Origin of the sequence: Escherichia sp. R1 (genome assembly GCF_003000935.1) — a bacterium.
GTDB lineage: Bacteria > Pseudomonadota > Gammaproteobacteria > Enterobacterales > Enterobacteriaceae > Escherichia > Escherichia coli.
Genome location: NZ_PSRU01000001.1, coordinates 1 through 17,780, shown reverse-complemented (window position 1 = coordinate 17,780; position 17,780 = coordinate 1). Strand labels below are relative to the sequence as shown.

Sequence of the window (17,780 nt, the reverse complement as noted above, 5' to 3'; positions counted from 1 at the left end):
ATTGGCATAACAGCAAAGAAGGAGGTATTCCCGTGAATAAGTCAATGTTGGCGGGTATCGGGATTGGTGTCGCAGCTGCGCTGGGCGTAGCGGCAGTGGCCAGTCTGAACGTGTTTGAACGTGGCCCGCAATACGCTCAGGTTGTTTCTGCAACCCCAATCAAGGAAACGGTTAAAACACCGCGTCAGGAGTGTCGCAACGTTACAGTGACCCATCGTCGACCGGTGCAGGATGAAAATCGCATTACCGGGTCGGTGCTCGGCGCTGTTGCTGGCGGCGTGATTGGGCATCAGTTTGGTGGTGGTCGCGGTAAAGATGTCGCCACTGTTGTGGGGGCGCTGGGGGGTGGATATGCAGGTAACCAGATCCAGGGCTCTCTCCAGGAAAGCGATACTTACACGACTACGCAACAGCGTTGTAAAACGGTGTATGACAAGTCAGAAAAAATGCTCGGTTATGATGTGACCTATAAGATTGGCGATCAGCAGGGCAAAATCCGCATGGACCGCGATCCGGGTACGCAGATCCCGCTAGATAGCAACGGGCAGCTGATTTTGAATAACAAAGCATAACAAGGTTGTACTCTGCAATTTAGCCCCTCATTCGCTCAAGCTGAGGGGCTTTTTTTGCGACTTATTTCAGCAGTTCCGGCCATAAACGCAAAGTCGTTCGGGCAATCTGCATCAGTTTTTCCAGCGATGCACCTTCGCGTGCGCTGATCGACATCCCCTGAATAATACAATTAAGGAATTCTGCCAGATGCGTCACGTCACAGTGGGTCGGGATTTCCCCGCGCGCTTGTCGTTGACATAAAAACTGCTGCAAAGTGCGCTCTTGCATCGCATGGCGTGATTTCAGCGTATTGGCGATATCTCCAGAATCCGGGGAGAGGGTGGTGCAGTTGTTGATCATGAAGCAGCCCGCCGGGGTGTCTTTGCTGGTAAAGCAGTTGGCGATGGCAGCAAAATAGTCAGCCAGCGCAGACGCCACGCTTTTCTCTTCACAAAACAGCTGTGCTTCATGCTTAGCGGCAAAACGATCGATATAGCGGTCGAGTACGGCGCGGAATAACCCCTCTTTGTTGGTAAATTCCGCGTATAGCGTGGGCGCTTTAGCTCCGGTCGCTTCAACGAGGTCCGCAAGAGAAGTCGCTTCATAACCGTGCTGCCAGAACAATTTCATGGCCTTATCAAGCGCGGCATCCCTGTCGAACACTTTTGGGCGGCCACGGCTTTTTTTTACACATTGTGTTGAGTCAGTTGCCATGATGCCGTTGTACCTGGTGACTGTGAATGAAAGGTTATTATAAAAATAATCACCTCCGTTCACCAGTCCAGATTCCATAAAAATAATTGCTTTCTATTTAACTGAAATTTAAAGGTTTTTAAATTAATTAATGATTGTTATAAAAAATATCTTGTATGTGATCCAGATCACATCTATCATTTAGTTATCGATCGTTAAGTAATTGCTTGCGACGTCATTCATCTGCATAAGGCCACTATTATGAAAAACGTAAAAACCCTCATCGCTGCGGCGATTTTAAGCTCCATGTCATTTGCCAGCTTTGCGGCTGTCGAAGTTCAGTCCACGCCAGAAGGCCAACAAAAAGTCGGTACTATCAGTGCTAACGCGGGGACAAATCTGGGATCGCTGGAAGAGCAGCTGGCGCAAAAAGCGGATGAGATGGGCGCAAAATCTTTCCGTATTACTTCTGTAACCGGTCCGAATACCCTCCATGGAACAGCAGTAATTTATAAATAAGCATTAACCCTCATTAATGCCTGCTACTGCTGATTTTTTCCCCGCGACATGCTGTGTCGCGGGGATTTTTTTATCCGAGCTTTACAGAGTTTGTGGGCTCACTTGATGACGGCGGACATCCACCGGCATCCCGGAACGGACATCCATCACATGTTGCATCACTTCAGCGTCAGTTTGTGCTGCATCTTTAAATGATTGCATTGCGCTATTCAGCGTAATTGGCAGCAGCTGCGGATCGTCATCAATCTTCTCTGACAGCGGCTGATGTACTTCAACCAGACGCGCACCGTTTGGTTCGGCAGAGACTTTAATCGGGGTGTTGATGATATTCACTTTGGTGCCTGGGGTGACCTGGCTAAAGAGTGTTTTGATATCGTCATCCCGCAGACGAATACAGCCAGAACTTACCCGCATGCCAATGCCGAAATCAGCGTTCGTACCGTGAAGCAAATAAACGCCGCCATAGGCCGCCAGACGAATCGCATGATGGCCCATTGGGTTATCCGGTCCAGCCGGAACTACCGCAGGCAACTCAATTCCCTGTGCCTTATACCGCGCGCGAATGTTTGCCGTTGGCGTCCAGGTTGGGTTTGCACGCTTGTCAGAAACGGTGGTCACCATTGTCGGTGTCAGCGTGTCACCACCTAACTGACCAATGCCGATGGGATATACGGTTACCGAATTTTTTCCCGGCGGATAATAATAGAGACGCAGCTCCGCAATGTTGATCACAATGCCTTCGCGCGGCGCGTCTGGAAGTAGGGTTTGCAACGGGATCGTTAACACGCTACCCGCGCGCGGTACGTAAGGATCAACGCCGGGGTTAGCCTGTAACAGAGCGAGAAAGCCGACGTTATATTTTTTGGCGATCGCTTCCAGAGAACCACCGTCATTTTCCACCACATGAAATTTGTTTTCACCAACCAGACGACTGCCCGCTGACGGCAGCGGCCAGGTGTTGGCTTTTGCCGGTAGCGCCAGCGCCACGGCAGCGGCGAACGTAAAAAACGTTAGCCAGCGAGAAAAACGCGTTTTGATCATCACCAAAGTCCATAATAAATATAAGGTTATTGTAATAAAAAGGTAAGTCTGAATTATGGAGGGTGACAGTGTCGGATAATGCAGGGAAGTGCAAAGAATTTGTAAATATTGCAGATGGGGGCGCAGAAACGCCCCCGATTTACCATTAAGCGATCGCGTTCTCTTCCAGTTCACGCATAAACTGGCGTACCCATTCGATACGCGTTTTCCGCTCGCTCAAATCCTGAATAAACTTCAGACGCGTCGGACCATCAAGGCGGTAATGCTGCGGCTGTTTTTGCAGCAAACCAATCAACCAGGCCGGATTAACGTGATTCTTCTCGGCAAATTCGATCACGCCGCCTTTCTCATTACCTTCCAGCTTCCTGATCCCCAGTTTCTGCGCTTGCTGGCGCAGACGGGCAATATCCAGCAGGGTACGCGCCGGATCCGGCAGCAGGCCGAAGCGATCGATAAGCTCGACTTTGATCTCTTCCAGTTCGTTTTCCGTTTTGGCGCTGGCAATACGTTTGTAGAACGACAGACGCGTGTTCACGTCAGGGATGAAATCATCTGGCAATAGCGACGGCATCCGCAGCTCGACTTCTGTTTGCTGGCTGGTGAGATCTTCCAGCGACGGCTCGCGTCCGGCTTTCAGCGCATCGACGGCGTTTTCCAGCAACTCCATATACAGTGAGAAACCGATGGTTTCCATTGAGCCGCTTTGTTCTTCGCCAAGCAGTTCACCTGCGCCGCGGATCTCCAGATCGTGCGTTGCCAGCGCAAAACCTGCACCGAGATCTTCCAGCGAGGCAATCGCTTCAAGACGTTTTTGCGCATCGGTAGTCATCGCTTTTGGATGCGGCGTCAGTAGCCATGCATATGCCTGGTGGTGAGAACGCCCGACGCGACCGCGCAACTGGTGCAACTGTGCCAGACCGAAGTGATCCGCGCGTTCAATGATAATGGTGTTGGCGGTAGGAATGTCGATCCCGGTTTCGATAATGGTGGTACAAACCAGCACGTTGAAACGTTGATGATGGAAATCATTCATCACCCGTTCCAGTTCGCGCTCACGCATTTGCCCGTGACCGATGGCAATCCGCGCTTCAGGTACCAGTTCTGCCAGCCGTTCGGCGGCTTTCTGGATGTTTTCCACATCATTGTAGAGATAATAAACCTGTCCTCCGCGCAAAATTTCACGCAGGATCGCCTCCCGGACCACCAGACTGTCATACTCACGGACAAAGGTTTTAACTGCCAGACGACGGGCGGGCGGCGTGGCGATAATCGACAGATCGCGCATTCCGCTCATTGCCATATTCAGCGTACGTGGGATCGGCGTTGCGGTAAGCGTCAGAATATCCACGTTCGCGCGCATCGCTTTAATGCGCTCTTTATGACGCACCCCGAAGCGGTGTTCTTCATCGACAATCAGCAGGCCTAAATCTTTAAACTTGACGTCACTTTGCAGCAGTTTGTGCGTACCGATCAGAATATCGATTTTCCCTTCCGCCACTTCCGCAAGGATTTGCGTCTGCTCTTTGGCGCTGCGGAAACGGGAGATCATTTCGATACGTACCGGCCAGTTGGCGAAACGGTCGCGGAAGTTGTCGTAATGCTGCTGCGCGAGAAGGGTGGTAGGCACCAGCACCGCCACCTGTTTGTGGTTATCTACCGCCAGGAAAGCGGCGCGCATCGCCACTTCTGTTTTACCAAAGCCAACATCGCCGCACACCAGACGATCCATTGCCAGCGGCTGACACATGTCGCTAAGCACCGCATTAATGGCTTGAGCCTGATCCGGCGTGGTTTCAAACGGGAAGCTGTCGCAGAATAACTGATACTGCTCACGATCGTGTTTAAACGCGAAGCCCTCTTTGGCGGCGCGTTGCGCGTAGATATCCAGCAATTCCGCCGCCACATCACGCACTTTTTCCGCCGCTTTCTGCCGTGCGCGTGACCAGGCATCGCCACCAAGTTTATGCAGTGGTGCGTTTTCTTCTGCGCCACCCGCGTAACGGCTAATCAGATGCAGTGACGACACCGGAACATACAGTTTGGCGTCGTTGGCATAGGTGAGCATCAAATACTCGCCAGTAATGCCTCCAGCTTCGAGCGTGGTCATTCCGGCATAACGACCGACGCCGTGCTCCAGATGGACCACCGGCTGACCAATATGCAGCTCCGCAAGGTTACGGATCAGTGTATCGGGGTTGATGGCGCGGCGAGAATCCTGACGACGACGGGCAACGCGTTCACCGAGCAGATCGCTTTCGCAAATCAGCGCCAGGTTACGCATCGTATCGACAAAACCATGTTCGGCAGCGCCAATCATCAGATAACGCCCACGGTCGCTGGCTTCATCAAGACGCATAATGCGTTGCGGAGCAATTTTAATTCGCGCGAGCAGTTCACCCAGCGCTTCACGGCGACCTTCACTTTCTACCGAGAACACCACCGGACCGTCGAAAGTCTCGAGGAACTTACGCAGCGCATCCAGCGGCGCTTTTTGTTGTGCCTGAATGGCCAGGTCTGGCAGTTTCTGGAAACCTAAATTGGCATTCGCTGCTTTTGTCGGTAAATGTTCAGTTTTTAGCTGCACACGCGGCCAGTTTTTCAGCTCTGAAAAGAGCTCGTCTACCCGCAGCCAGAGCGATTGTGGTGGCAACAGTGGACGCATCGGATCGACGCCGCGATTTTCAAAACGCGCCAGCGTGTCAGCCTGGAAACGTTCGGCACTGTTTTCCAGATCGCCAGTATTTATCAGCAGCGTATTGGCAGGGAAATAACTGAACAGTGGCGGCAGCGGTTCGCTGAAGAATAGCGGCTGCCAGTACTCGATCCCGGCAGGTAATGTGCCTTTACTCACTTGCTGGTAAATATGTTCCGGATCGCGCTTCACTTCGAAGGTATCGCGCCACTGGCTGCGGAACAGTTCAATTGCCGCTTTATCGGTCGGAAATTCGTGCGCGGGCAGCAGATTGATCTCTTCTACTTCCTCCAGCGTGCGCTGGCTATCGACGTCAAACACCCGCAGGCTGTCGATTTCATCATCAAAGAAATCAAGACGATAAGGCAGCTCACTCCCCATCGGGAAGAGATCCAGCAACGCGCCGCGCGTGGCGTATTCGCCGTGCTCCATCACCTGGTCAACATGGCGATAACCGGCGCTGTCCAGTTGGGTTCGTAATGCATCTCGTGACAGGCGCTGACCTTTTTTCATCACCAGCGCATGACCGTGGAGAAAGTTGTGCGGGCAAACGCGCTGCATAAGCGTATTCACCGGAACAATCAGTACGCCACGCTGCATGGTCGGTAGCTGGTAAAGGGTGGAAAGGCGCGAGGAGATAATGTCCTGATGAGGCGAAAAACTGTCGTAAGGGAGGGTTTCCCAGTCCGCCAGATTCATCACCATCTGATCGGTGAACTGGCTGATTTCATCATGCAAACGCAGAGCATTTTGCATATCTGGTGCAATGAGTACCACCGGACCGGCGTGACGTTCGGCAATTTCCGCTACCAGCGTCGCGCAGGCAGCGCCGGTTAACTCGCCCAGCAGACGCTGCTCACCCGCTTTGACGGGCAGCGTATAACGATATTGTTCAGGCATAACGGTTGTCAGATTCTCGTTAGGATATGCCTCAACATATGGGGGCATATCTCTGATAAGCAATGCTGTTCATTATCCGTAATCGACATGGTTTAGCAAATTGAATCGCCCCGGCTGGGGCGATGGCTTAGCGGGAGTAACTGACGGCCGCGGGCAGAGAAGGCGGGGAGAACAACAGATCGCTGAATGCGCGCTGTGAAAGTTTTCTTACCAGCAAGCCCGCAACAGTACAGATGAACAAACTAACAAAGGGGTAAACCAGCAGGAGTGTCAGTTCGACTTGCGGCGACCAGCGTGCTGCGTTCATTTGCGCAAGCAGAGTTAAGCTGAATATTTCAACCAGAATGCGATGGGTGGTGTAGATAGCAATGGTGTTGGAACCAATCACATTCAGCAGGCTGGAGGAACGCATACCGAAACGCTGCTCGTACTGATAAAACAGCTTCATGATTACCACAATCGATACCAGCGACAACAGCAGCGAGATAGTAAACAACCAGGCACCGACCGCCAGAACGGTCAGCAAAGAAGCCATCAGCAGATGGCGGCGCAACGGCACCTCTTTAACACAGGTCATTATTGTTGCGCCAAACCATGCGCCAAGGCTGTAATAAGGCAAATTGCGGATCACACTGTTCATTCCCCACCACGGCGTGGGAACGAAATTAACCGCCACACTCATCAGTACAAACAGAACAAATAACGGCAGGGCCAGGCGGTTAAAAATTTTACATATCACGAAATAGACAATTAAAGCATACAGATACCACAAGCTGGTGCTGGCGGTGATCATCCCGTGCAGGAACTCACCGGTAGAATCGGCATAAGCGGCATTGGAGGCATTACTTAAATTGCGCTCAGGTGCCAGCCACTGATTTAGTGCACTTATCGCCAGCCACTGCACTACGCCCCAAAGTGCCAGCACCCAGAAGATGTTCCAGATGCGTTTATCGAGACAATTTCCCCACGGTACGCTGTCGATATAGCGGCGAATCAAATAGCCAGAGATAAAGAAAAAAACCGGCATACGAAAGGGTGCAAGGTAAAGATTGAAATAGATCCAGCATTTGCTCAGGACTTCCGATAACGGATGCTGAAAAGTGGTCAGATGCGGATAAAAGGTAATGACCGAGTGATAAATCACTACCAGACAAATACATAACCCTTTGATCTGGTTAATCCATAGCTCTTTTTGTTTCATCAGGACAACACGCTCTTTTTATTTAACATGCTGTTAATCCTGCGGGGCGAGTTGCGTGGTGTAATGCGTATCTGTCTGTATTTGGTTATTTTTCAGATAAAGATCAGCCCACAAGGCCGATGAGAAAATGAGGCCCTTTAGCCGATTGATTTACGGGGGCTTTTCAGATTAGCCCTGACGATCACTTACAGTTCAGACGTTTACCCATCCCGCTTTCGCTTATATACTCGTGTCTTTGCTACAGCAACCAGACGGATTTCATGTACCAACCTGTCGCTCTATTTATTGGCCTGCGTTACATGCGTGGGCGTGCAGCGGATCGCTTCGGTCGTTTCGTCTCCTGGCTTTCTACCATCGGCATTACCCTCGGGGTGATGGCGCTGGTCACAGTATTGTCAGTGATGAACGGCTTTGAGCGCGAGCTGCAAAACAACATCCTTGGCCTGATGCCACAGGCAATTCTCTCTTCTGAGCATGGCTCTCTTAACCCGCAGCAACTCCCGGAAACGGCAGTCAAACTGGACGGCGTTAATCGCGTCGCACCTATTACTACCGGTGATGTGGTACTGCAAAGCGCGCGCAGCGTGGCGGTCGGGGTGATGCTGGGTATCGACCCGGCGCAAAAAGATCCACTAACGCCGTATCTGGTCAATGTGAAACAAACTGACCTCGAGCCGGGGAAATATAATGTCATCCTCGGTGAACAGCTTGCCTCACAGTTGGGCGTCAATCGCGGTGATCAAATCCGCGTGATGGTGCCATCTGCTAGCCAGTTCACGCCGATGGGGCGTATTCCAAGTCAGCGCCTGTTCAATGTGATTGGCACTTTCGCCGCCAACAGTGAAGTCGATGGCTATGAAATGCTGGTGAATATTGAGGATGCCTCGCGTCTGATGCGTTATCCGGCAGGCAATATTACCGGCTGGCGTTTGTGGCTGGATGAGCCGCTGAAAGTCGACTCATTAAGTCAGCAAAAACTGCCTGAAGGCAGCAAATGGCAGGACTGGCGTGACCGTAAAGGCGAGCTGTTCCAGGCCGTACGCATGGAAAAAAATATGATGGGCTTGCTGCTGAGCCTGATTGTCGCCGTTGCGGCATTTAACATTATTACCTCGCTGGGACTGATGGTGATGGAGAAGCAGGGCGAAGTGGCCATTCTTCAGACTCAGGGGCTGACTCCGCGTCAAATCATGATGGTCTTTATGGTGCAAGGGGCCAGCGCCGGGATTATCGGTGCGATCCTCGGAGCGGCGCTTGGCGCACTGCTTGCCAGCCAGTTGAATAATCTGATGCCGATAATCGGCGTCCTGCTTGATGGTGCGGCGCTGCCGGTCGCTATCGAGCCTTTACAGGTCATTGTTATTGCGCTGGTGGCGATGGCTATCGCGCTGCTGTCTACGCTTTACCCTTCCTGGCGCGCTGCCGCCACTCAACCCGCTGAGGCTTTACGTTATGAATAAGATCCTGTTGCAATGCGACAACCTGTGCAAACGCTATCAGGAAGGCAGTGTGCAAACCGATGTACTGCACAATGTCAGTTTCAGCGTGGGCGAAGGTGAAATGATGGCGATCGTCGGCAGCTCTGGTTCCGGTAAAAGCACCTTGCTGCACCTGTTAGGCGGGCTGGATACGCCAACCTCCGGCGATGTGCTCTTTAACGGTCAACCGATGAGCAAACTGTCGTCGGCGGCCAAAGCGGAACTGCGTAACCAGAAGCTGGGATTTATTTATCAGTTTCACCACCTGTTGCCGGATTTTACCGCCCTGGAAAACGTGGCTATGCCGCTGTTGATTGGCAAGAAAAAGCCCGCTGAAATCAACAGCCGTGCGCTGGAAATGTTAAAAGCGGTGGGGCTGGAGCATCGTGCGAATCATCGCCCATCTGAACTTTCTGGCGGCGAACGCCAGCGTGTGGCGATTGCCCGTGCGCTGGTCAATAACCCGCGGCTGGTACTGGCGGATGAACCTACCGGTAACCTCGATGCACGTAACGCCGACAGCATCTTCCAGTTGCTTGGGGAATTGAATCGCTTGCAGGGCACCGCCTTCCTGGTGGTTACTCACGACCTGCAACTGGCGAAACGTATGAGCCGCCAACTGGAAATGCGTGATGGACGTCTGACGGCGGAACTGAGCCTGATGGGGGCGGAGTAATGGCGATGCCTTTATCGTTATTGATTGGCCTGCGTTTTAGCCGCGGACGGCGACGCGGCGGCATGGTGTCGTTGATCTCCGTCATTTCTACCATTGGCATTGCCCTCGGCGTGGCGGTATTGATCGTCGGCTTAAGCGCGATGAACGGCTTTGAACGCGAACTGAATAACCGCATTCTGGCGGTAGTACCGCACGGTGAAATTGAGGCGGTAGATCAGCCGTGGACCAACTGGCAGGAAGCACTGGATAACGTGCAGAAAGTGCCGGGTATTGCCGCCGCTGCGCCGTATATCAATTTCACCGGACTGGTAGAAAGTGGTGCCAATCTGCGCGCAATCCAGGTGAAGGGCGTTAACCCGCAACAGGAACAGCGTCTGAGCGCATTACCCTCGTTTGTCCAGGGCGATGCGTGGCGCAATTTTAAAGCGGGCGAACAGCAAATTATCATCGGCAAAGGCGTGGCGGATGCGCTGAAAGTGAAGCAGGGGGATTGGGTGTCGATTATGATCCCCAACTCGAATCCTGAGCATAAACTGATGCAGCCAAAACGTGTGCGTTTGCACGTTGCCGGTATTTTGCAGTTGAGTGGCCAACTCGATCACAGTTTTGCCATGATCCCGCTGGCCGATGCTCAGCAATATCTTGATATGGGTTCCAGCGTGTCAGGTATTGCCCTTAAAATGACGGATGTTTTCAACGCCAATAAGCTGGTACGCGATGCGGGGGAAGTGACCAACAGCTATGTTTATATTAAAAGCTGGATTGGTACTTACGGCTATATGTATCGCGATATCCAGATGATCCGCGCCATTATGTATCTGGCGATGGTACTGGTGATTGGTGTGGCCTGTTTCAACATCGTCTCCACCTTAGTGATGGCGGTGAAAGACAAGAGTGGCGATATCGCAGTATTAAGAACGCTGGGGGCGAAAGATGGTTTAATTCGCGCCATCTTTGTCTGGTATGGATTGCTGGCAGGGCTGTTCGGCAGCCTGTGTGGTGTGATTATCGGCGTAGTTGTTTCACTGCAACTTACCCCGATTATTGAGTGGATTGAAAAGCTGATCGGTCATCAGTTCCTCTCCAGCGATATCTATTTTATTGACTTCTTGCCATCGGAATTGCACTGGCTGGACGTCTTCTACGTACTGGTCACAGCATTGTTGCTGAGTCTTTTGGCAAGCTGGTATCCGGCGCGGCGCGCCAGTAATATTGACCCTGCGCGAGTCCTTAGCGGCCAGTAAAGGCAGTACATTAAAACAAGGAGCGGCAATGTATTACGGGTTTGATATTGGTGGAACAAAAATTGCGCTAGGCGTGTTTGATAGCGGTCGGCAGTTGCAGTGGGAAAAGCGGGTGCCGACACCGCGTGACAGCTATGACGCATTTTTAGATGCAGTGTGCGAGCTGGTAGCCGAAGCTGACCGGCGTTTTGGCTGTAAAGGTTCTGTCGGCATCGGTATTCCGGGAATGCCGGAAACAGAAGATGGTACGCTGTATGCCGCCAATGTCCCTGCTGCCAGCGGTAAACCGCTGCGTGCCGACCTGAGCGCACGTCTTGATCGCGATGTACGCCTTGATAACGATGCCAACTGCTTTGCCCTTTCTGAAGCATGGGATGATGAATTTACTCAATATCCACTGGTGATGGGGTTGATTCTCGGCACCGGCGTTGGCGGCGGGCTGATTTTCAACGGTAAACCCATTACCGGTAAAAGCTATATTACCGGCGAGTTTGGCCATATGCGTCTGCCGGTTGATGCGTTAACCATGATGGGGCTGGATTTCCCGTTACGCCGCTGCGGCTGTGGTCAGCATGGCTGCATTGAAAATTATCTGTCTGGTCGCGGTTTTGCGTGGCTGTATCAACACTATTATCATCAACCGTTGCAGGCTCCTGAGATCATTGCGCTTTATGATCAAGGCGATGAGCAGGCAAGGGCGCACGTTGAGCGTTATCTGGATTTATTAGCGGTTTGTCTGGGAAATATCCTGACCATTGTTGACCCTGACCTGGTCGTCATTGGTGGTGGCTTATCGAATTTCCCGGCAATCACAACGCAACTGGCGGAAAGGTTGCCTCGTCATCTCTTACCTGTAGCTCGTGTTCCGCGCATTGAACGCGCGCGCCACGGTGATGCGGGGGGAATGCGTGGTGCGGCCTTCCTACATCTAACCGATTAATCAACAGAGGTTGCTATGCTGTCGCGTCGGGGTCATCGGTTAAGTCGTTTTCGTAAAAATAAACGCCGCCTGCGCGAGCGTTTGCGTCAGCGTATTTTTTTCAGAGATAAAGTGGTGCCGGAAGCAATGGAAAAACCAAGAGTACTCGTACTGACAGGGGCTGGGATTTCTGCGGAATCAGGTATTCGTACCTTTCGCGCCGCAGATGGCCTGTGGGAAGAACATCGGGTTGAAGATGTGGCAACGCCGGAAGGTTTTGATCGCGATCCTGAACTGGTGCAAACGTTTTATAACGCCCGTCGTCGACAGTTGCAGCAGCCAGAAATTCAGCCTAACGCTGCACATCTTGCGCTGGCGAAACTGCAAGATGCTCTCGGCGATCGCTTTTTGCTGGTGACGCAGAATATCGACAATCTGCATGAACGCGCAGGCAATACCAATGTGATTCATATGCATGGGGAACTGCTGAAAGTATGTTGTTCGCAAAGTGGCCAGGTCCTCGACTGGACCGGAGACGTTACGCCAGAAGATAAATGCCATTGTTGCCAGTTCCCGGCACCCTTGCGCCCGCACGTAGTGTGGTTTGGCGAAATGCCACTCGGCATGGATGAAATTTATATGGCGTTGTCGATGGCCGATATTTTCATTGCCATTGGTACTTCGGGGCATGTTTATCCGGCGGCTGGGTTTGTTCACGAAGCGAAACTGCATGGCGCGCACACCGTGGAACTGAATCTTGAACCGAGTCAGGTTGGTAATGAATTTGCCGAGAAATATTACGGTCCGGCAAGCCAGGTGGTGCCAGAGTTTGTTGAAAAGTTGCTGAAGGGATTATAAAGCGGGAAAAATTGCCTGATGCGCTACGCTTTTCAGGCCTGTGAAGGGGCGCAATTAATTGAATTTGCGGGTTTTGTGGGCCGGATAAGGCGTTCGCGCCGCATCCGGCATAATACATGCGAACTTTACTGCCTCTTTTACCGTTTACTCGTCCATAGTAACGCGGCAATAAACGTACAGACACCAATCAGCCCTGCCCAGAGTGGCGATATTCTGGTAATCGCAAAGCTGTTATCGATATACAAACATAAAGCCTGATAACCCATATTGGCAACAGCCATCGCCACTGCAAATTTTAACGCATAATAAAGGCGCGTTGTGTAGTTAAAAAATGCAGCAAAGACGATGAATGCAACTGCCCAGGCAAAAAGGCCTAATGTCGTGGTACTGCCGGGTGGATCATTTTCATGCTGTTGTCCGGGATGCGGATAATATGTCAGTGGTGGCGTCGGTTGTTTTAATATCTGTGCTTGTAAAACAGCCAATGCATTATTGATACCCTGATACCAGAGATCCGCATGTAAATAAGCCAGCGTGTGATTTTCTACCAGAAGGCCGAGATGTTTATCGTCCATACTGCTTTCGACCTGGCCGTTGGTTATCATAATTAACCGTGGCTCGCGGGTAGTAAAGAGTAACAGAACACTTCCTTTTACATTACTCATTGAAGATGCCGCATGCGCCAGCATCGCTTTGCCATTTTGCCTGAGACTGGCTTCATTATTAATGTCGGGTAAAACCACAATAAACGGTGCAACTCCGGTTTGTTGGCGAAAAAGTTCGGCTTTATGCGCGATCTCTTCAGCATCTGGTACAGTACCGGTAACATCCGTAAAAAGTGTCTTCATTATTGGAATTAAGGGCTTACTGATTGCCGTCAGAGGCAGGAACATCAGTAAACTGAGCAGTATCATGATTTTTTTCATGGGCGGGACTTCCGTTTCCTGCGTGTCTTTTTTGAGGAGGGCATACTGATTAATAAACCGACGGCGATAAAAATAACGCCCATAATGCCGATAAACCCCCATTTAAAAAAATTAACCCACGGGTTATTTATCTCAGCCTTTTCAGGATGTCCTGGAGAATAATAAACATTAACTTTATCGCCTTCGCTGTCTTCATAAAAATCGCTGCCAATACTCGAATTGAAAATTAGCGTGTAATCTGGCGTCGGACGAAAGGCAACGACGGGATACCACGAACCATTTTTACCCGTGCGATGAGAATGACTGGAGTGCCAGACGGTATCAACAATGACGCCTTCAGTATGAATCGCGTCTTTGCTATAGGTGAACTGGTTATAAAAGATAACAACAGAAATGAGGATCAGTACCAGACCGATACCGAAGAATATACGAAAGAAAACTCTACTGTCCTGGCTCATTAGCCACATCCTTGCTAAATAAAAAACGGGCGGTAATACCACCGCCCACTTGCTGAATTAACGTCCTGCTTTCAGCTTCTGATAATACTCTTCATAAATGCTGCTGGCGGAGCCTACGTCATTTTGCCATTCACCATTTTTAATGGTTTCAGCATCCGGGTAGAGCGTTTTATCGTTCGCCACTTCCGGACTTAACAGCTTACGCGCCGCAAGGTTTGGCGTTGGATAACCGATAGTTTCAGCAACCTGTTTTGCCACATCCGGGCGCAGCAGGAAGTTGATCAATTTCAGCGCGCCTTCTTTGTTTTTGGCATTTGCCGGGATCGCCAGGCTGTCCATCCAGAAAATGCCGCCTTCTTTCGGCCATACCACATCAATTGGCGTACCCGCCTGGCGTGCAACGAAAGCAGAACCGTTCCAGATCATGCCGAGGTTAACTTCGCCTTCCATATACGGGTTAGCGGGGTTATCGGAGTTAAACGCCGCGACGTTTGGCATCAGTTTTTTCAGCTCGTTGTATGCAGCTTCAATCTCTTTCGGATCGGTGGTGTTACCGGAGTAGCCCAGCTTACGCAGCGCCATCTGGAACACTTCACGGGCATCGTCGGTCAGCAGCAGGCTGCCTTTGTACTCAGGCTTCCACAGATCGGCCCAGCTGGTGACAGATTTCGGATCCACCGCATCACCGTTAACGCCAATCGCCGTTGCACCCCAGATATACGGAATGGAATAGTCGTTATTCGGGTCAAACGGCTTGTTGAGCATGTCTGGATCGAGGTTGCTGAAATTGCTTAACTTCGACTTGTCGATCTTCTGGATCATCCCTTCTTTACGCATTTTATCGACGTAATAGGTTGAAGGAACCACCAGGTCATAGGCACCGTCTTTGTACGTTTTCAGCTTCGCGTACATGGTTTCGTTCGACTCGTAAGTCGAATAGATAACCTTAATACCGGTTTCTTTGGTGAACTGTTCAAGCAGTCCTGGCGGCACGTACTCGGTCCAGTTGTAGAAATACAGCGTGTTGTTGTCATCGGCGTGAGCGGCGCTCATGCCCAGTGCCAGAGCACCCGCCGCGAGCAGGTGGCGTGACCATTTTTTCATTTAACGTCCCCTGTGTTACCTTTCGTTTTATCACGAGCAATAAGCTGGCTGGCAATTACCATCACCAGCGACAGCACCAGTAATATGGTTGCCAGCGCGTTAACTTCCGGCGATACGCCGACTTTGACCATCGAATAAATTTTTAACGGCAGAATTTCATAACTCGGCCCGGTGACAAACGAAGAAACCACCACGTCGTCCATCGACAGGGTAAAGCTTAACACCCAGCCCGCCGCTACCGCTGGCATTGCCAGAGGCAGAATGATTTTTCGCAGAATGGTAAATTCGCTGGCACCGAGATCTTTCGCCGCTTCCAGCATTCGCACGTCAAAACCTTTCAGGCGCGAATACACTGTCACCACCACAAATGGCAGGCAGAAGGTGATATGCGAGAACAGCAGCGACCAGAAGCCAAGCTGAATACCCAGCAGCATAAACAGCACCAGCAGCGAAATCGCCATCACGATATCTGGTGACATCATCACCACAAACAGCATTCCGCTAACGAACGGCTTACCACGAAAGCGATAACGGTACAGCGCAACTGCCGTCAGTGAACCGATAAGCGTAGCAAACGTCGCCGAAAACACCGCCATTGTTAGTGAATGCTGCGCTGCCTGTAACAGGCTGTCGTTGTTCATCAGCAGGCTATACCATTTGGTGGTAAAACCCTGCCAGTTGATGCCAAAGCGCGAGCTGTTAAAGGAGTTCACAATCAAAATAATGATTGGGATATACAGGTACGCGTAGATAGCGGTCATAAAACCGCCGCGAAGCAGTCGACCGATCATTCGAGTTCCACCTTCTTATTCATAAGGCGGGACACTTTCAGGATTTTGAATTTATTCAATTTTTCCCTTTCTCCAAAATCTCTCCAAAACGTTTCCCCAAAACTAGGCCACGCATTTTACAACACTTTTTTCCTGAGATGGTGACGGATATTCCATATGGTGTTTGTCAAATAACCAACTTAACCCATTCCTGACCTCGAGTATCGTTATAGCGATCGGTGGTTGCCTGGACTTTATGTCCTAGTAATGTTTTTGTATCGATACCCTGTGCACGGTACAGCCGTTCTGATAGAGAGCGTTGTTCATGAAATGTTGGCGAAGTTTTTCCTGCTGGTGGAATTATCCCAGCCAGATCCCGTGCTTTGGCAAAGTAGTCGCTCAGGTTGTCTTTACTCATCGGCTTCGGTTGTTTCTGGTGCCGACTATGGATTAGATATGGACTTAATATTCTGTCTCGGCACCCATCAATAACTTCTTTTAACGTTATCCCAATGGCATCACAGCGTAGTGTAAGCGGTAACGCCAGACGCATTCCGGTTTTTCCCTGGGTGATATGCAAGTGTTCGTTCCACACATCTGAAAAACGCATGTGGCAAATGTCATCACGGCGCTGACCAGTAACAATCGCAAGAAGCATTGCGTTACGGATAAAGTGTTTTTCAGGCGTTGCATTGTAAATTTTTTGCCAGTCTTCCATGGTGAGCCTGGCTCTGGTTACTTTAGGGATCGGTTTACGGGTAGCCTCCGGAGGATTCCATCCAGGAGGAACTTCCCCTGCATGCTGTGCTTCTTTATAAATATCAACCCATAATCCACGATTTACTCTCGCTGTGCTGACCATGTCTTTATCCAGCCACTCATCCAGTATTAATGCAAAGTCTCTTACTTCCAGTTCTTTCAATGGGTGGTTTCCCAGACGGGAAACCAGGTATGCAGCCATTCGAGTTTTTTCTTTGTGAGTTGTAGCTGCAATATCTCCATTTTTCAGTCGCGTGTCCTGTATTTTCAGATATCGATCAACCCATGCCTTTAATCTGATACCCCGACGTTTTGTTGCTGACGGACTTTCATCAATTTTGCGCATGAAATATTCAGCTTCTGCTGCAGCTATTCGCTGATTGGCTGTGGAAGCGATTTTTTCTGCCTTACCTTTGTCTGTTCCGAGTCCGTGAAATTTTCCAGTCACAGGATTTTTATACTGGTAGTAAACTCTGCCAGTTCTGCGATCAAACTTTTCGTAAAGACCGGCTACGTCAGTGCTGTTTTTTCGTGGCCTCGGTGACATGAGTTAAAATCTCCTTCAGTGCATCATCATCGCCAGTATGAATTTCCGGCGCAATTCCCGTTTCACCAGGCCCAACAAATACTGCTCGGCGATCTATCAGCCAACGCCCACGAATTTTTTGTGGCCTTGGAACGATGTATCCTAGTTTTCCGTATTTCACCAGGGTAGTGTTTGTTATTGGGAGACTGAACCGTTTTGGTTTCCACTCGTCGAGCGTTATCAGGTACTGTTCGCTCATGGCTATCACTCCGGAACGCGCCAGTTGCAGAATATCAACGACAACTGGCGACGGTTGAACATTAAAAATCAGCCTGACTCGGGATCAGTTTTTGCCAGATAACTGAAACGTATTTTGCCTGGTAACGGGCGTCATCAAGTGCATTATGGCGCTCACCTTCGAATGGAATAGCCGTTCTGGCATCGAAGTCTATGGCTTTCCCCAG

Annotated in this window: 18 protein-coding genes; 7 read left to right on the top strand and 11 right to left on the bottom strand. The window is 50.8% G+C overall.

The window, feature by feature from the left end; translation table 11 throughout:
• The first annotated feature begins 32 nt into the window (after positions 1 to 32).
• The gene (locus C4F37_RS00090; protein WP_001043458.1) at positions 33 to 572 is read left to right on the top strand and encodes a glycine zipper 2TM domain-containing protein; all 540 of its coding nucleotides are present in this window, start codon (positions 33 to 35) and stop codon (positions 570 to 572) included.
• Between the two features lie 61 nt (positions 573 to 633).
• On the opposite strand, the gene comR is transcribed toward C4F37_RS00090, so the two are convergent.
• Complete coding sequence (comR, locus tag C4F37_RS00085; protein WP_024186827.1) at positions 634 to 1,266, bottom strand: TetR family copper-responsive transcriptional repressor ComR; 633 nt, start codon at positions 1,264 to 1,266, stop codon at positions 634 to 636.
• A gap of 240 nt (positions 1,267 to 1,506) precedes the next feature.
• Here comR and bhsA point away from each other — a divergent pair, with 240 nt between their 5' ends.
• Complete coding sequence (gene bhsA / locus C4F37_RS00080; RefSeq protein ID WP_000800153.1) at positions 1,507 to 1,764, top strand: multiple stress resistance protein BhsA; 258 nt, start codon at positions 1,507 to 1,509, stop codon at positions 1,762 to 1,764.
• Positions 1,765 to 1,845: 81 nt separating this feature from the next.
• Here the strand turns inward: bhsA and ldtC are convergent, their stop codons facing one another.
• From ldtC to C4F37_RS00065, 3 genes are all read right to left on the bottom strand, one after another.
• Positions 1,846 to 2,808, bottom strand: a complete 963-nt coding sequence (gene ldtC / locus C4F37_RS00075; protein ID WP_012578883.1) for a L,D-transpeptidase LdtC — start codon at positions 2,806 to 2,808, stop codon at positions 1,846 to 1,848.
• A 142-nt stretch (positions 2,809 to 2,950) separates the two neighbouring features.
• Positions 2,951 to 6,397 (bottom strand): transcription-repair coupling factor, encoded by a 3,447-nt coding sequence (gene mfd, locus C4F37_RS00070; RefSeq protein WP_024186828.1) that lies wholly within the window; start codon positions 6,395 to 6,397, stop codon positions 2,951 to 2,953.
• Positions 6,398 to 6,524: 127 nt separating this feature from the next.
• The gene (locus C4F37_RS00065; RefSeq protein WP_001538568.1) at positions 6,525 to 7,598 is read right to left on the bottom strand and encodes an acyltransferase family protein; all 1,074 of its coding nucleotides are present in this window, start codon (positions 7,596 to 7,598) and stop codon (positions 6,525 to 6,527) included.
• Positions 7,599 to 7,858: 260 nt separating this feature from the next.
• Here C4F37_RS00065 and lolC point away from each other — a divergent pair, with 260 nt between their 5' ends.
• The 5 genes from lolC to cobB are packed head-to-tail and all read left to right on the top strand — an operon-like array spanning position 7,859 to position 12,773.
• A complete protein-coding gene (gene lolC / locus C4F37_RS00060; protein WP_000284714.1) occupies positions 7,859 to 9,058 on the top strand; it encodes a lipoprotein-releasing ABC transporter permease subunit LolC in 1,200 nt (399 codons plus the stop codon).
• On the top strand, positions 9,051 to 9,752 hold the full coding sequence (gene lolD / locus C4F37_RS00055) for a lipoprotein-releasing ABC transporter ATP-binding protein LolD (RefSeq protein ID WP_001538569.1): 702 nt from the start codon (positions 9,051 to 9,053) through the stop codon (positions 9,750 to 9,752). Before lolC ends, lolD begins: the two co-directional genes overlap by 8 nt.
• The gene (lolE, locus tag C4F37_RS00050; RefSeq protein ID WP_001251368.1) at positions 9,752 to 10,996 is read left to right on the top strand and encodes a lipoprotein-releasing ABC transporter permease subunit LolE; all 1,245 of its coding nucleotides are present in this window, start codon (positions 9,752 to 9,754) and stop codon (positions 10,994 to 10,996) included. Before lolD ends, lolE begins: the two co-directional genes overlap by 1 nt.
• 28 nt (positions 10,997 to 11,024) lie before the next feature.
• Entirely contained in the window at positions 11,025 to 11,936 is a 912-nt protein-coding gene (gene nagK, locus C4F37_RS00045) for an N-acetylglucosamine kinase (protein ID WP_000291301.1), read from the top strand.
• 15 nt (positions 11,937 to 11,951) lie between these two features.
• Positions 11,952 to 12,773: a Sir2 family NAD+-dependent deacetylase gene (cobB, locus tag C4F37_RS00040; RefSeq protein WP_001538573.1), complete on the top strand. Its 822-nt coding sequence runs from the start codon at positions 11,952 to 11,954 to the stop codon at positions 12,771 to 12,773.
• A 137-nt stretch (positions 12,774 to 12,910) separates the two neighbouring features.
• Here cobB and C4F37_RS00035 read toward each other — a convergent pair whose 3' ends face one another.
• The 7 genes from C4F37_RS00035 to C4F37_RS00005 form a co-directional block, all read right to left on the bottom strand.
• On the bottom strand, positions 12,911 to 13,699 hold the full coding sequence (locus tag C4F37_RS00035; protein ID WP_000723290.1) for a TPM domain-containing protein: 789 nt from the start codon (positions 13,697 to 13,699) through the stop codon (positions 12,911 to 12,913).
• Positions 13,696 to 14,157, bottom strand: a complete 462-nt coding sequence (locus C4F37_RS00030) for a DUF3592 domain-containing protein (RefSeq protein ID WP_001298471.1) — start codon at positions 14,155 to 14,157, stop codon at positions 13,696 to 13,698. Before C4F37_RS00030 ends, C4F37_RS00035 begins: the two co-directional genes overlap by 4 nt.
• A gap of 57 nt (positions 14,158 to 14,214) precedes the next feature.
• Complete coding sequence (gene potD, locus C4F37_RS00025; protein WP_000759310.1) at positions 14,215 to 15,261, bottom strand: spermidine/putrescine ABC transporter substrate-binding protein PotD; 1,047 nt, start codon at positions 15,259 to 15,261, stop codon at positions 14,215 to 14,217.
• Complete coding sequence (potC, locus tag C4F37_RS00020) at positions 15,258 to 16,052, bottom strand: spermidine/putrescine ABC transporter permease PotC (RefSeq protein WP_000580316.1); 795 nt, start codon at positions 16,050 to 16,052, stop codon at positions 15,258 to 15,260. The genes potD and potC overlap by 4 nt, the downstream gene beginning before the upstream one ends.
• Positions 16,053 to 16,218: 166 nt before the next feature.
• Positions 16,219 to 17,337 carry a phage integrase Arm DNA-binding domain-containing protein gene (locus tag C4F37_RS00015; RefSeq protein ID WP_000074984.1) on the bottom strand — a complete coding sequence of 373 codons (1,119 nt, stop codon included), beginning with the start codon at positions 17,335 to 17,337 and terminating at the stop codon, positions 16,219 to 16,221.
• Positions 17,306 to 17,575, bottom strand: coding sequence for an excisionase (locus C4F37_RS00010; RefSeq protein WP_000003742.1), 270 nt, complete (start codon positions 17,573 to 17,575; stop codon positions 17,306 to 17,308). The genes C4F37_RS00015 and C4F37_RS00010 overlap by 32 nt, the downstream gene beginning before the upstream one ends.
• Positions 17,576 to 17,636: 61 nt before the next feature.
• The coding region (locus C4F37_RS00005; RefSeq protein WP_136140070.1) for a 3'-5' exoribonuclease domain-containing protein at positions 17,637 to 17,780 on the bottom strand (144 nt) is incomplete at its 5' end.